14 protein-coding genes, 1 tRNA gene and 3 pseudogenes are annotated in these 13,334 nt (G+C 61.8%); 6 read left to right on the forward strand and 12 right to left on the reverse strand.

What is annotated here, in order from left to right:
* Positions 1 to 109 (forward strand): IS3 family transposase (locus DMX12_RS09310; protein ID WP_135192744.1); only part of this gene is annotated, 109 nt, incomplete at its 5' end.
* Positions 110 to 155: 46 nt separating this feature from the next.
* Here DMX12_RS09310 and DMX12_RS29910 read toward each other — a convergent pair.
* A pseudogene (locus DMX12_RS29910) lies at positions 156 to 335 on the reverse strand (DUF2971 domain-containing protein); the annotation flags it as partial.
* 466 nt (positions 336 to 801) lie between these two features.
* Positions 802 to 914 (reverse strand) — tRNA-Ala (locus DMX12_RS29275).
* A 534-nt stretch (positions 915 to 1,448) separates the two neighbouring features.
* Between DMX12_RS29275 and DMX12_RS09320 the strand changes: the two genes are divergently transcribed.
* Positions 1,449 to 1,667 (forward strand): hypothetical protein, encoded by a 219-nt coding sequence (locus tag DMX12_RS09320; protein WP_110677183.1) that lies wholly within the window; start codon positions 1,449 to 1,451, stop codon positions 1,665 to 1,667.
* Here the strand turns inward: DMX12_RS09320 and DMX12_RS09325 are convergent.
* The 5 genes from DMX12_RS09325 to DMX12_RS09345 all read right to left on the reverse strand — a co-directional run bounded on the left by DMX12_RS09325 (position 1,641) and on the right by DMX12_RS09345 (position 6,579).
* Entirely contained in the window at positions 1,641 to 2,225 is a 585-nt protein-coding gene (locus DMX12_RS09325; protein ID WP_047149901.1) for a TetR/AcrR family transcriptional regulator, read from the reverse strand. The two genes, DMX12_RS09320 and DMX12_RS09325, sit on opposite strands and share 27 nt — an antisense overlap.
* Before the next feature lie 106 nt (positions 2,226 to 2,331).
* Entirely contained in the window at positions 2,332 to 3,342 is a 1,011-nt protein-coding gene (locus tag DMX12_RS09330; protein WP_110677185.1) for an alpha/beta fold hydrolase, read from the reverse strand.
* Positions 3,343 to 3,411: 69 nt separating this feature from the next.
* Positions 3,412 to 4,272: a PQQ-binding-like beta-propeller repeat protein gene (locus tag DMX12_RS09335; protein ID WP_177411256.1), complete on the reverse strand. Its 861-nt coding sequence runs from the start codon at positions 4,270 to 4,272 to the stop codon at positions 3,412 to 3,414.
* A 130-nt stretch (positions 4,273 to 4,402) separates the two neighbouring features.
* Entirely contained in the window at positions 4,403 to 5,617 is a 1,215-nt protein-coding gene (locus DMX12_RS09340; protein WP_110677187.1) for an MFS transporter, read from the reverse strand.
* Positions 5,618 to 5,805: 188 nt separating this feature from the next.
* Complete coding sequence (locus DMX12_RS09345) at positions 5,806 to 6,579, reverse strand: 4'-phosphopantetheinyl transferase (RefSeq protein WP_177411257.1); 774 nt, start codon at positions 6,577 to 6,579, stop codon at positions 5,806 to 5,808.
* Positions 6,580 to 6,702: 123 nt separating this feature from the next.
* Here DMX12_RS09345 and DMX12_RS29460 point away from each other — a divergent pair.
* Positions 6,703 to 7,281: pseudogene (locus DMX12_RS29460) on the forward strand (N-acetyltransferase family protein); the annotation flags it as partial.
* Positions 7,282 to 7,308: 27 nt separating this feature from the next.
* Positions 7,309 to 7,668: a cupin domain-containing protein gene (locus DMX12_RS29465; RefSeq protein WP_177411260.1), complete on the forward strand. Its 360-nt coding sequence runs from the start codon at positions 7,309 to 7,311 to the stop codon at positions 7,666 to 7,668.
* Positions 7,669 to 7,699: 31 nt separating this feature from the next.
* Here the strand turns inward: DMX12_RS29465 and DMX12_RS09355 are convergent, their stop codons facing one another.
* The 3 genes and pseudogenes from DMX12_RS09355 to DMX12_RS09365 form a co-directional block, all read right to left on the reverse strand.
* A complete protein-coding gene (locus DMX12_RS09355; protein ID WP_110677190.1) occupies positions 7,700 to 8,116 on the reverse strand; it encodes a DUF6691 family protein in 417 nt (138 codons plus the stop codon).
* Position 8,117: 1 nt separating this feature from the next.
* Positions 8,118 to 8,543 (reverse strand): YeeE/YedE family protein, encoded by a 426-nt coding sequence (locus tag DMX12_RS09360; protein ID WP_110677192.1) that lies wholly within the window; start codon positions 8,541 to 8,543, stop codon positions 8,118 to 8,120.
* 147 nt (positions 8,544 to 8,690) lie between these two features.
* Positions 8,691 to 9,511, reverse strand: a pseudogene (locus DMX12_RS09365) (universal stress protein).
* A 358-nt stretch (positions 9,512 to 9,869) separates the two neighbouring features.
* Here DMX12_RS09365 and DMX12_RS09370 point away from each other — a divergent pair.
* Entirely contained in the window at positions 9,870 to 10,106 is a 237-nt protein-coding gene (locus DMX12_RS09370; protein WP_110677194.1) for a hypothetical protein, read from the forward strand.
* Between the two features lie 187 nt (positions 10,107 to 10,293).
* The gene (locus DMX12_RS09375) at positions 10,294 to 10,986 is read left to right on the forward strand and encodes a DUF421 domain-containing protein (protein WP_110677196.1); all 693 of its coding nucleotides are present in this window, start codon (positions 10,294 to 10,296) and stop codon (positions 10,984 to 10,986) included.
* A gap of 24 nt (positions 10,987 to 11,010) precedes the next feature.
* On the opposite strand, the gene DMX12_RS09380 is transcribed toward DMX12_RS09375, so the two are convergent.
* The gene (locus DMX12_RS09380) at positions 11,011 to 12,558 is read right to left on the reverse strand and encodes a sensor histidine kinase (RefSeq protein WP_110677198.1); all 1,548 of its coding nucleotides are present in this window, start codon (positions 12,556 to 12,558) and stop codon (positions 11,011 to 11,013) included.
* A 248-nt stretch (positions 12,559 to 12,806) separates the two neighbouring features.
* Positions 12,807 to 12,989 (reverse strand): hypothetical protein, encoded by a 183-nt coding sequence (locus tag DMX12_RS09385; RefSeq protein WP_009685512.1) that lies wholly within the window; start codon positions 12,987 to 12,989, stop codon positions 12,807 to 12,809.
* Between the last annotated feature and the right edge of the window lie 345 nt (positions 12,990 to 13,334).

The raw sequence follows: 13,334 nt of genomic DNA on the forward strand, positions 1-13,334 counted from the left end.
CGATTACATCGAGATGTTCTATAACCCTAAGCGTCGACACAGCAGTGCTATGCAGCTGTCTCCAGTAGAGTATGAGAAACGCTATTTCCTGAGCTTGGAGAGTGTCTAGGAAAGCAGGGGCGATTCAACACGCCCTGCAAAGCCTCCATGCTTTCAGGATTCAGTGCAAATGGCGTTTTGGTGTTTGTGTACAAGACATCCCCAGAATCAACCGTGATCAGGTTGTACTCCGGCGAATTAAGGAATGGGCCTGAAACATCGTAACCGATCACAAAGCCCTGATGCTGGTCTGCGTAATGAGCCCACATTAGCGGATTTAACGCACTGCGAGTCATGCATAGAATGGCAACCTGATCCTTCAATTGGTCGATCCTTGCTTTTAGCGTTTCCTGCTTGCCGACTGGGCCAACGCTGTTTGACAAGGCGGTAAGCTCGAAGGGATCGTTGAAGTATTCGGGCTTCCTGAACCCTAGGTTTTGGCTCCTGATGGCAGCCTTGCCACCGGCATAACTGTAGTATTTGTAGAGGATGGTCACGCGCAACTCCTTGTCTCGACAGCTCTTGAGATGTTAGCGCGCATGCCGTCTATAGTCTTTCCGACCGACTGGATAAGTGCATCGCTTCCGCATGGAGGCGCTGAAAACCGGCAGCAGTAGTCAAAGCAGGGCACACGATGGGCACAAGCGGATCAACCTCAGAGGCTGTTGTGCCCTATGTGTGCCCTAGAAACGAGGGCACATAAAAAATACAGGCATAAAAAAATCCAAGGACCGCTAAGTCCTTGGATTCTTTGGAGTTTTTTGGTCGGGACGGAGTGATTCGAACACTCGACCCCTTGCACCCCATGCAAGGGGGCGGGTTGAACTGAGAATAGAGTTCGACGCTTTTTTCGATCAGCCGGTACCACGGGTCCGAAGGCTCCACACCAAAGCGCTGTCGAGCCGCACGACCGACAGTCCAGCCAGCTTCAGGTTGTGCAAAGCAGGCATCAGGCTTTCCCGGGCGACCAATTTGAACAAATACAGCGGCCCGCGAAAGGCGGACGCAGGTTAATCCCACGAGGCCCCTGGCGCACTGCCCAGGCAACCAATCATCCATGCAACCGCCTAGTGAGTCGGGTCTGACGTACACTAAAAGCCGCCGGCGACCATCCTGATCCGTGTCAGAAATCGCCATTCTCGATCGCGCATCCAGCTGGGGGTATCGAGGGTATTTTTGGGGGTACATTTCTGCTTTTTCCACCCGCAAAACCCGCCCTAGAGCCCTGTCCAAATGTTCTTTGGGGATCCCGATAGTTTGTGACTTACTTCCACTGAGATCCAGAAATTACAATAAATACATTAGCTTAACTTAAACTCAAGCCCAATGCCGCCCGTCGTATTCCGCCCATTTCCAACGCGTCTGCGGGTTTTTGGGTACTTTTTCTGTTTCGAAAAAAGTACCCGCACATGACGACTTCCCTCCCTACGCCCGGACTGCGGCGAAAACTCAGCGATGCTTTCCTGCGCGCCATTGCCGAACCCGGCAAGTCCGCTGATGGCGGGGGCGCTGTCGACTGGCCACTAGGTACCACAGAACAAAAAACGATTGCAGCCCGGAACAAAGATGGGGATGTCTACCTGACCGTAGCTTTGAACGAGTCACCTTACCAGCAAGCCATCCAGTAACAAACTCAACGCCACTCCACCCTCGGCCAGGCGTGCCTGGCCCTCTTCGGCCTCGGCGATCCAAAACGCAGCCTCGGCCAGGCTGCCGTAGATCAGTGACGCCAGGGCATGCGGGTTGACAGGCACGACAATGCCCTGCTCTATCAGGTTGGCGATCAGGTGTTGCAGCGAGTCCACGCAATGGCGTTGCGCATCCGGCGACGCACCGCCCAGCACCGCCCGGGCGTCACGCAGGACGATGCGCTGGATCGGTGGTTCGACGGCCATTTCGAGGTAGGCGTGGCAGCGCCGGCAGAAACCCTCCCAGGCATCTTCGGCGCTGTCGGTGATCGCTCGCAAGCGTGCGTCCATTTCAGCGTCGAGTTCCGCCACCACGGCCGCCAGCAAGCCTTGCTTGTCGCCAAAGTGGTGATAGAGCGCCCCCCGCGTGAGCTGAACCTGGGCAGTCAGGTCATCCATCGAGGTCTGCGCATAGCCGCGCTCGCCGAAAAGCTGGCGCGCGGTGGCCAGCAAGGTGGCACGGGTTGCTTCCATTTCGGCACGGGTACGGCGAGCCATCCGGCGGTTTCCTTGTTCTGCGGCATGACGGGAGCATCGTCGTCGATGCGATCCCGGCATTCTCACGGCCTGCTGGCGCCGTGACAAGCGCGCCAGCACCGCGGGCTCAACGTGCGAGCAGCTCGCTGATCGCGCGCTCGATCACCTGGGTATCGGCATCGTTCAGGCCCTCACCGGCCACATGGCCCCAGTCGGACTCAAGCACGCGCAACTCGGCGCGGACGATGCCGCGAGCCTCCTGCTCGGCATCCAGCACCGGGAAATACAGGTCGCTGGACGACGGCATGATCACCGTGTCGGCCTTGATCGCCGCCAGTGCCTGGTCGATGTTGCCGCGATAGCGCGGGTTGGCACTGATGTCCGCATGCTGCCCCATCCACAGCTGGGCGAGCAGGTCGTTGGCATCACGCTTGAGGAACCAGCCCTCCCAGAAGTCGATCAGGAAGTCCTCGAGCGAGGCATAACCCAGCACCCGCTGGTCCAGGCGTTCACGGTAGAACGCCTGGGAGAAGCCCCAGCCGGCATAGATACGCGCCGCGACCCGCAGGCCACGGTGCGGCGGCTGGTCATAGAAGCCCTGGTCGAAGGCCGGGTCGAGTTCGATCGCGGCCCGCACGCTGTCGAAGAATACCTGGAAGTGCCGCGACGTCCGTGCAGCGCTCTGGAAGGTGAACAGCCGATCGACCTGGTCAGGATAGGCCGCCGCCCACTCGAACGCCTGGGAACCGCCCAGCGACCAACCGATGGCCAGGCGGATCTTGCCGATGCCGAAGCGTTCGCTCAGCAAGCGCTGCTGCTGGATCACGTTGTCATGCACGGTGATGTGCGGGAAGCGATTGCCGTTGTGCGGCGCCGGCGTGTTGCTGGGGGAACTGGACACACCATTGCCGAACGCGTCAGGCACGACGATGAAGTACTTGTTCGGGTCCAGAGCCCGGCCTTCGCCGATCAGCCACGCGGTGTCGTCATGGGTGGCGGCGAACGACGTCGGGTAGACGATGACATTGTCCTTTGCGGCATTGAGTTCACCGTAGGTCTGGTAGGCCAGCCTGGCTTGGCGCAGGCACCGGCCGGACTGCAGCTGGATGTCACCCAGTTCGAAAATTTCTGCGTTCATGAATCGCGCTCCCTCGGCCAGGCCGAGTGCAAGGGTCGAATGGGGCCGACTGCCGGCCCCGGTTATCGGTCAGGGCAGGCGGTAGGCGATGACGTAGTCGCCACGCGCCTTGCCGGGGCCTTGGGCGCCGCCAGCGGTCACCACCACATACTGGCGCCCGCTGCGGTTGCCCTGGTAGCTGATCGGGGTAGCCTGGCTGCCGACGGGCAGTCGGCCCTTCCACAGCACATGACCAGTGCGGCTGTCCATGGCTCGCAGGTAGTGGTCCATGGAGCCTGAGAAGAACACCAGCCCTCCCTGGGTGATCAGCGGCCCGCCCATGGTGGGCATGCCGATGGGCATCGCCAGCCCCGGCAGCCCTCCAGGCAGCGGCGTATCCTCGGTGCTGCCCATGGGCACCTGCCAAGCGATCTGCCCTGAGTTCAGGTCGATCGCGGTCAGGGTCCCGTAGGGCGGGGCGATGCAAGGCACGCCCAACGGCGAGGTGAACATGCCGTGGATGACGCCATAGGGTGCGCCGCGCTGCTCGGCATAGTTGCCCGATGCGCCGGTGGGGTTGTAGCCGGCCGCCAGGGCCTTCTCGTGTTCGATGAACTGTGCCCAGTGGGCGATGCGGATGTCATTGACCAGCAACAGGCCAGAGGCTTCGTCGACCGCGCCACCGCCCCAGTTGATGCCGCCGTAGTAGCCGGGGTACATCAGGCTCTTGCGGGTGCTCAGCGGGGTAAAGTCACCGACGTAGTGCATCCGCTTGAACTGGATGCGGCAGTACAACTGGTCGAGGGCGGTCATGCCCCACATACGTTGTTCGGTCAGGGGCGCATATCCCAGCGACACACTGGAGTACGGCTGTTGTGGCGCCGGCCGCTGCCCAGCGGGCGCGCCCTCGGCACTGACCGTGCGCGACTCCGCCAGTGTGCGGGTGAACATCCGTGTACCCCTCATGCCCTCTCCCCAATTCTGTAAAGACCTTCCAGGCGCGAGCACGCCTCTCCTGCGACGGGAGACGTGCACGTACATGGTGTGGAACGCCCGGGCGTGACGCCGCCCGGGCCGTGCGTCATTTTGCGGCATTGGCCTGGGCGGCCAGCGCTTCGGGCTTGTGCCCGCCCATGCTTAGCGCCAGCAGCAACCCCAGTGCGGCCAAGCCGGCCGCCAGCCACAGGTTGGTGGTCAGGCCCAGGCCATCGACGGTCTGCCCGCCTGCCCAGGACCCCAGCGAAATGCCGACGTTGAATACGCCGACGTACAGTGCCGTGGCAATTTCCACCGCGGCGGGCGCCGCCTTCATCATCCAGGTCATCAGACCCACCGACACCCCGCCATAGGCAAGCCCCCAGGCCAACAGCACCAGGCTGCCACCGAACTGATTGGCACCGATGCCGAGAAACAGTAGCGGGGTCAGCAGCAGCCCGACGGCGATGGCCACCAGGGTGAGCGTGGTGCGTCGCGCAGCGATGATGCCGGCCAGGAAATTGCCGATGATGCCGGCGATGCCATAGGCGAACAGCAAGGCGCCGATCCACTGCGGGTCGAAACCGGATACCGAGAGCAGTAATGGGCGCACGAACGTGAACGCCATGAAGTGCCCGGCCACCAGCAACAGGGTCAGTCCCAGGCCCGCCTGGAGCTTGCGATTGCCCAGTTGCTCGGCGAACTGGCGCAGTGTCACCGAGCCGTGCACCGGCAATGACGGGATGACCGCCAGGTGAATCAGCAACACCAGGGCACTGAGTATCGCCATGCTGCCGAACGCCCAACGCCAGCCGGCGAAGTCACCGATCAGCGCCCCCAGCGGCACGCCCAGCACCGAGGCGGCCGCCACCCCACCGAAAATGATCGAAGTGGCCAGGCCGATCGATTGCCCAGGTACCAGGCGTGCGGCCAGGCCGCCGGCAATGGCCCAGATCCCGCCCATGCAGAACCCGACCAGCACCCGCGCGGCCAACATCCAGGCCATGCTCGACGCCAACGCCGAGGCGACATTGGCGACCACCAGCAAGCCCAGCAGGCCGCAGAGAATCCAGCGGCGGTCCAGATTGCCCGCGGCCATCACCACCAGCGGTGCGAAGAAGGCCGCCAGCAAGGCTGGCAAGGTGATCATCAGACCAGCGGTGCCCGTCGTGGTACCCAGCGTTTCGACGATGGTGGTCAGCAGGCCGACCGGCAGCATTTCAGTGGTGACCACGGAGAACGTGGCGAGCCCGACGGCCGCGACCGCCAGCCAGGGGTGGCGGACGTTCGGTGCACTGGCGGTGTTTGCAGATGCGCTCATGATTGCAGATCCCTTGAATGAAAATCAGGCGTCGCCGATGACACGAGGCCCGGTGGCGCCCACGGATGATTCGAACTTCCCTGCGACAAGGCGTAGGTGCCCTGCCGGCATCATACATACAGAATGTATGTAAAAAGACACTACCACGCCTCCCAGGCCCCTACAACAGCCCACCCGTCGGGCGTTGCTCAGCCGGCGCGCGGTCGCGTCGACGCCGCGTGATCGATGGTCAGCAGCACGTACAGCGTCTCGCCCTGCACGGCCCAGCTACCGTGAAACACATGGCCATCGGAAAACCTTTCTCCCAGGCGCTGCGAACGCAGCGCCAGCTCGAAACGCCCTTGGTCGTCCCAGTCGGTCAATTGCGCTTCGTCCATTTCCAGCTCCACGTGGCAAAGCGGAAATACTGCCTTGTAGAAGGCTTCCTTGGCACTGAAGCACAGGTAGAAGAACCGCAGCGCCTCGTCACCCCGCATCCGCTGGAAACGCTCCCGTTCCTCCGGGTGCATGGCATGCTCGGCCATCTCGGACAATTCCGGGTAGCCGACCATGTCCTCGATATCGATGCCCAGGCCAAGACACAGCCCGGCATCGGCCACGCACGCCAGCGCCAGCTTCCGGGTGTGCGATATCGACCCCACGGTGCCCAGCGGAAAACGCGCGTAACGATAAGGCCGGGCAATCGGCAACCAACCCTGCTCATGGCCCAGCGCCCCCAGCGCCGCCGCCGCACACACCCTGCCACCGGCGAACTCGCGCCGACGGGGCGCCAGTGCCGGGCCCAGCCAGCGAGCGTCATGCAACACCGCGTCACACGGCGTGCGGTAGCCCTCCAGGTCCAGGGCGAACAGCGCCAGCCCCGCCGGGGGCGGCCCCCGTCGAGGGTGAGGTCGCGATCTGATGCTGCAGCTGTCTCGGGCATTGATGACTGGGAGAACGTCCTGGCGGGCAGATGCACCCAAGTGCATGTTCGTGCCGTCGCGCATTGTGCCGACAGTGTTCGCCTGGAGCATCATGCCCGCCCTGCAAAGCACCTACCCTCCCCCGGTCAACGGTGTAAACCCGCCACCCCACCACCCGATCCCATGGAAGCCCTGGACATGCTTACCCACTTCAGACCTGCCGAGGCCTCGGACGCGCCCGATATCGCGCGCTTCTTTCAACTGACATCAGAAGGCATGGCCGATTACATATGGAGCAAGCTGGCCGCGCCGGGAGAAGCATTGCTGAGTGTGGGCGCGGCTCGCTATGCCAGGGAACAGGGCGATTTTTCATACAGGAATTGCCTGATGGCCACCTGCGAAGGTCGCGTCATCGGCATGATGCACAGCTATGCACTGCATGCGGCCCCTGACCGGCAGGTCGAGACAGACCCGGTACTCGCGCCTTACGCCGACATGGAAATACCCGACACCCTGTACATCTCCAGCCTGGCCCTGGATGAGGCCTGGCGCAGCCAGGGCCTGGGCGTGCAGTTCCTTCGCCACGCCCAGCAACGCGCCGAGGACCTCGGCTTGCAGGGCCTGTGCCTGATCGACTACGCGCAAAACCACGGTGCACGGCGCTTCTACGAGCGTCATGGCTTCAAGATCGTGAAAACCTGCCAGATCGTGCCGCACCCGATGCTCGCCGTCACCGGCGAAGCCTATTTGATGTATCGCCCTAACCCCCAACCTGCACGAGAAATAACCATGACCCAGAAACTGACCGTGTTCCGCGAAATGGATATCCAACCGGTGCGCGACGTGCCCTTCTTCGAAGAGGTGGTGGAAGGCGACCCGCACACGCTGACGTCCAAGTACTACCACGATGAACAGCAAGGTCGTATTTCCGGCGAATGGGAGGCCAGTACCGGAGCGTGGCGTATCGACTACAAAGTCTGGGAATTCTGCCATGTGTTGAGCGGGCGCTGCGTGATCGAGCTCGACGGCTGTGCGCCGGCCACCCTCGCCGCTGGCGACACGTTCATCATCGAGCCCGGCGCCAAAGGCAAGTGGACTGTGCTGGAGGACATGAAAAAGAACTTCGTGATCCTCGTTCCCGCAAACTAGTCGGCGCAGGCGCGTGGGCGCGCCTGTCAATTCAGCGGCGTGACGCTTCCACGGCGCTGAATACCACCATGCCCACGAGCATGGCCGCCACGAACAGCCAGGCTTGCCAGTAGCCGCCAACCAGCAGCACCAGTGCCGGGCCCGGGCAGATGCCAGCGATCCCCCAGCCGACCCCAAACATGAGGCTGCCGCCCACCAGCCGCCGGTCGATGTCGCGCCGCGTCGGCAACTGCATCCGGCCACCCAGCAACGCCACGCTGTGCCGCCGCGCCCAGGTCATGGGCAGCAAAGCGATGCCGATGGCGCCAACCATGACCAGCGCCAGCGAGGCATCCCAGCGCCCGGCCAGGTCGAGAAACCCGAGCACTTTCGCGGGGTTTGCCATGCCGGATAGCAACAACCCCAGGCCGAACAACACGCCAGCCAGAAAACCACTGAGCCGCTGCATGTCAGTTACCTGCCAGCACATGACGAAGGATATAGACGGTGGCAAACCCGGCCACCATGAAACTCAGCGTTGCTACTGCCGAGCGCGGCGACAATCGGGAAAGGCCACACACACCATGGCCGCTGGTGCAGCCTGCGGCGTAACGGGTGCCGAGGCCGACCAGCAACCCGGCGACCACCAGCCACCCGGGCGAAACCGTAAAGTGCGCAGTCGGCAGGGCCGTAAACAGTTGCCACAGCAACGGCGCGGCGAAGATGCCAAGCAGGAATGACGCTTTCTCGCCACGCCCCTCCCCGCCACGTTGCAGCAACGACCCGAGCAGGCCGCTGATACCCGCGATACGCCCATTGGCCACGGCAAACAGCGCAGCAGCCAGGCCGATCAAGGCGCCGCCTGCCAGCGCCGTCCAAGGGGTGAAATCGTTCATGCACAGCGCCTCGAAGAATGCCACGTAAGGGAAACACCGACGTCGTCATTATGGCATTGCTGGCAGGCAGCCTCCATTGACGGTCGCGAACAGTGTCTGTGCCAACGCACCGCAGGTGCTGTCGTGCAGCCCATCACAACTGCCAAGTCAACCTTGAGAACGCTCGGGCGAGATCACCAGCACACTGGACGACAAGCGATGCAGTACCCGTTCGGCCGTACTGCCAATGAACCAGCCAATACCGCGGTGGTGATAGCTGCCCATCACCAGCACGTCGGTGTCATGGTTGTCCATGAACAGGGCCAGCGCCTTGGCCGGGTCACCGATGCGCATATGGCGGTGCTCGGCCGCTATGCCGTTGCGCTCGGCCAGCGCCTGGAAGGCATCGCTCTGGGCTTCATGAAGTGTGTGCGCCAAGTTGGAGTCGAAGATGATCTGGTCATTGAAACCCTCGATCTGATCCTCTGGCCTGGACAAGTCCACCGCCGCCAGGATGGTGCGGGGCAACGCATGGCTTGCCTTGTGCACCAGGTGCAGCGGGATGCGGGTTTCGCGCAGCAGTTGTATATCCAAGTTGTATATCCAGGGAAGTGAACATGGCGCGTGCCCACCAAGGCTCATGCTCGAAGGCCTTGATCAGCATGGCGAACGGCTGTTCGCGCAGGTGCACCAGGATCTCGTCGAGCGGGTGCTGCACCCACAGCACTTCGGTGGTCACGGTGACACCGCTGCGGCGCATCGGTTGCGCCTGGGCTTCGAGCCAGTCGCGGTGCTGCTGCACATAGCTTTCGCGCATTGCCGCCAGGTTCATTGACCAGGCCTGGGGTTGCAAGGCCTTCCACATAGTCGAACGCCACGATATGCAGCGCCCTGCCCTTGGCCTTGGCCAGCGCGGCGGCGCGGTCGTAGACGGGGGTCCGGCGCATCAGCGGCGATGCTATCAACAGCAGTCTTTGCGGGGTTTGCATGGCCCACCTCGGCGGTTGCGTTACGTGCTCGCAGCATCGTTCAGCCATGCTCGGCAGACTTGACGTTTGTCAACTGACGCGCTCACGACAACGGCATTCATCACAACGCGGGTATTTGACGCAGATCAACCGGTTGCCGGACGCCAGGCACAACCTGATCCCATCGCAACGCCCTCACCGTCAGGCAAGGTATCGTCAACCTGCGCGGCAAGCTGGTGGAAACACCCGACATGCCGGCCCTGCTGGCGCTGGAGAAAGGCGAGCCTGCCAATGGAAGACTGCAAGCCCTGACCGTGCCATGCTAGATACGCTGATGGCAGCAGCACCGCTGCTGCGCAATCGATAGAGGTTCACTAGCATGGACGACCCGCTCGCCAAACTCGACCACTACATCGAAACCCTCGGCCCCATCGCCGATGCCCTCGAGCAGCAGGTTGGCCCCTGCCCCGGTACGCGCCCAGCGCTGATCGCGTGGCTGATGGAATGGAAGGGCAGCCACCCGGCACACAGTAAAATCGAGGGTGATCCGCCCTGCTTGCCTGCCAGCCTGAAAGCGGCCTACCGCCAATGGGCGAAACTGGAGGCCAGCGAATAAAGGTAATCAGCCCGCTGAACGATTGCCGCGGGCCGCTGCGCACGGAGCATTGCGAGGTTACCTGCGGTCGAACGCCTGACAGACCTCTGGCACTGCGCTGGGCGGCGGTTCATGCCAGCCGCCGATAAGCGCGTGCCAGGCGTGATTCGGCCCACATTGAGGGCTTAACGGACGGGAAAAGACAAGTATGGTCACATTCGATCTGCACAGGATGTTGCTCGGCGAACTTCCGGTCACCTTTCTCCTGGAAGTCGCCGCTCGGGTATTGGCCGCCTTTCTCGCTGTGTTCTGCTTTCTCAAGTTCAGCGGGCGCCGCGGGATCAAGCAGCTATCGCGCTTTGAACTGGTGGTGATTCTGACCCTGGGGTCTGCGGCGGGCGACGTGACATTCTACGAGGATGTGCCGCTTCTGCCGGTAGCCCTGGTGTTCATTACCCTGCTCGTGCTGTACCGCGGCACCATCTACCTCATGAAGCGAAGCAAGACCTGCGAGGCGTGGATTGATGGCCTGCCCATCACCGTGGTCAAGGACGGCATGTACGAGGTCCATTCGCTGCGTAACCTGAACATTTCAGCCAGTGAACTGTTCATGGAGCTGCGCCAACAAGGCGTGGAGCACCTGGGGCAAGTCCGTTTGGGCCTGCTGGAGACCGATGGCGACCTCAGCCTGTATTTCTACACTGCCGAGGATACCCGCCCGGGCTTGTCCGTGCTGCCTGCCGAACACCGGCCCGAATACAGCTCGCCGCCCGCGGCCGGGCTATACAGCTGCGTAGGCTGCGGCTTTGCGACCTACCATGAGGCTGAAGATACGCGCTGCTGCGAACGTTGTGGCCATGGCGTCTGGTCGCCGGCCCTGGACACCTTGCGCAGTCGATAAAGCAGGCTGCCAACACCGGCAAGGCTAGAGCTTGAAGCGGACATGAATACAGCTCTTGCTGGCCTGGCGGTCAATGGTCACCGCGGCGCTACCATACCCGGAATAGCTTTTGACCAAGCGCATACCCAGGCCGGTGCCCGTCGGCTTGGGGTAGTTGTCCGGGAAGCCATCACCTTCATCGCGAACAGTGAGCAGTGCATGGTCGCCTGCATGCTTGACCAGCACGTCAATGGTGCCTTTGCCGTACTTGAGCGCGTTGGTGATCAGCTCGGAGATGACCAGGCCCAGGGGCGCCATACGTTCAGGCGGCAGTACGAAATCATCTGCCTCCAGAACGATCTTGCGGTCTGCCAAGGCCTTGCCCAAATCCTCGAGCAATGCGTTCAGGTAATCTGCAGCATGCACGCCTTGATCTTCAGCGGCCTGGTACAGCCGCTCGTGAACACTGGCAATGGTGACTACCCGACCAGCCGCTGTTTCGAGCTGCAGCTTGACCGCCGCGTCAGCTGCCAGGTTTGCCTGCAACAGCAATAGTGTGTTCACCAGATGCAGGCTGTTCCTGACCCGATGATGAATCTCCTCCAGGTAGAGGTCGCTGCGGTCTTGCCGAGTGTTCTGCGCCTCAATCAGTGACAGCAGTTGGGCCTCGTACTGATGCCGTGCGGTGATGTCCCGCGACACGGCGATCACCCGTTCAACCTGACCATCCACGGCCATGATCGGCGCCACCGTCACATCCCACCATTTCGGCTCAGTGGGCGATAAAGGGCAGTACGCTTCAAAGCGAATGGTCTCGCCAGCGCCGACTTTACCCAGCGCCTCCCACACAATCGACCTCGATTCCTCTGGCCACAGCTCATGCCAGCGCTGGCCTGTGACTTCGGCAGCGCTGGTGTTCATGAAGGTCAGGCCAGCTTCGTTCATGAATTCGATGTGCCCGTCGGCAGACATGATCTCCACCCAGTCAGGGCTGGCATTGAGGATCGTCTCGGAATAGGGGTCGGGGTGAGGCGCCTCGACCCCTGCGGCAATCCGTTCGGCAGCCAGTGAAATGACGGTAGCGATCCCTTCCAGGAACACCAGGTCGCTTTCCACGAAATCCTCACCATTGCTGCTGTCGGCCTCAAGCACGCCGAATGGGCCGAGTACACCGCGAATCGGTACATTGATCGCGCGCTCGATACCGTATTTTTTCAGCAGCTCAGGGGTGCGGAACCTATTTTCCATGCCCAGATGGTTCGACAGTACCGGCCTGTAGGTGGCCAGCGCATACCCTGCCGGGCTGGCTTCATCTGCACCCACGGTAGCCCTGCCGATGTCTGCAGCATCCCAGCCAACCCCATGGGACAGGACGAAACCGTCGCCGTCCAATTCAGGCTGGAGCACCTTGGCGTAGCGCGTATTCATGCCCTCGGCAACCACTTCACAGGCGCGCGTCAGCAGCAGGTCGAGTTCTGTGACCTGCAACGACACCACGCCAAACTCGACAACCAGCTCATGTTGTCGGTGAAGGCGTGCATGGGTTCGATTCAAGGCTGCACGGATCGTTTCGTCCGTAGGTAGCTGCTGCATAGGGTTCCCTTTGTAGTGTGCAGGAACGCGTCCAGCCTCCATACGCAGCGAAGGCGGTTCGCTTACCGCCCTCCTACGATAGCCGCTAATCGATATACGCGCGCCAGTGCTCGCCCCGCTGCGCCAGCGTAGGGCTGGACTTCAATGGTCACTTTACGCGGTAAATTCAGGGGGCGGTGCATATTATGACGAGGCGTGCAGCAGCGCTGTGCCTGTTCAGCCGGTGGGTGGCGCCCCCTGCAGCGTTGCTACAGCTCATACGGGGTGGCCATGGGCCGCGTAGCACGCTGGCTCAAACCTTCCACCGCGGTAACCCGGGCAATTTCAATACCATTGCGCACGATGACAACCACCGTGCCATAGATGACTTGTTCGAGGATGTACTCAAGGCTGGTCTGGGCTTCGGACAGGTCATATTTGACGTGGTGCACGATGGCGTTCCTTTTGGGAGGTTCGATTGGGGTGAGGTTCACCCCGCAGGCAAGCGGCCCGTGTAAGGCCACATGCTGGTCAATATGATGATGCGCCCGCCGGGGAATGTGCTGCCTAAAAACGCCACCGCTGAAAAGATTTTCGATTATTTATTCTGATTCTCCAGAATTCGCACATTATCTATTCAGTGAAGTGAATGTCTGATCACTTCACAGCCCCATCAGGGCAAGCGCAAACCGGGGCCGGGTCGCGAGGCCCTCAATGCATTTTCACGCCTGCAGAGAAAGTCTTGCTTCATGCAGGCTGTTTTTCCAATCAATTGAAAGGCTTAGCCTGCACCCACT

It is taken from the genome of Pseudomonas sp. MB-090624, from assembly GCF_003205245.1.
GTDB classification, from domain to species: domain Bacteria; phylum Pseudomonadota; class Gammaproteobacteria; order Pseudomonadales; family Pseudomonadaceae; genus Aquipseudomonas; species Aquipseudomonas juntendi.

What these genes read in the sequence shown, in the direction of transcription:
- DMX12_RS09320 (WP_110677183.1), top strand. Translation starts at nt 1,449, where the DNA reads ATGACGACTTCCCTCCCTACGCCCGGACTGCGGCGAAAACTCAGCGAT.
- DMX12_RS09325 (WP_047149901.1), bottom strand. Translation starts at nt 2,225, where the DNA reads ATGGCTCGCCGTACCCGTGCCGAAATGGAAGCAACCCGTGCCACCTTG.
- DMX12_RS09330 (WP_110677185.1), bottom strand. Translation starts at nt 3,342, where the DNA reads ATGAACGCAGAAATTTTCGAACTGGGTGACATCCAGCTGCAGTCCGGC.
- DMX12_RS09335 (WP_177411256.1), bottom strand. Translation starts at nt 4,272, where the DNA reads ATGTTCACCCGCACACTGGCGGAGTCGCGCACGGTCAGTGCCGAGGGC.
- DMX12_RS09340 (WP_110677187.1), bottom strand. Translation starts at nt 5,617, where the DNA reads ATGAGCGCATCTGCAAACACCGCCAGTGCACCGAACGTCCGCCACCCC.
- DMX12_RS29465 (WP_177411260.1), top strand. Translation starts at nt 7,309, where the DNA reads ATGACCCAGAAACTGACCGTGTTCCGCGAAATGGATATCCAACCGGTG.
- DMX12_RS09355 (WP_110677190.1), bottom strand. Translation starts at nt 8,116, where the DNA reads ATGCAGCGGCTCAGTGGTTTTCTGGCTGGCGTGTTGTTCGGCCTGGGG.
- DMX12_RS09360 (WP_110677192.1), bottom strand. Translation starts at nt 8,543, where the DNA reads ATGAACGATTTCACCCCTTGGACGGCGCTGGCAGGCGGCGCCTTGATC.
- DMX12_RS09370 (WP_110677194.1), top strand. Translation starts at nt 9,870, where the DNA reads ATGGACGACCCGCTCGCCAAACTCGACCACTACATCGAAACCCTCGGC.
- DMX12_RS09375 (WP_110677196.1), top strand. Translation starts at nt 10,294, where the DNA reads ATGGTCACATTCGATCTGCACAGGATGTTGCTCGGCGAACTTCCGGTC.
- DMX12_RS09380 (WP_110677198.1), bottom strand. Translation starts at nt 12,558, where the DNA reads ATGCAGCAGCTACCTACGGACGAAACGATCCGTGCAGCCTTGAATCGA.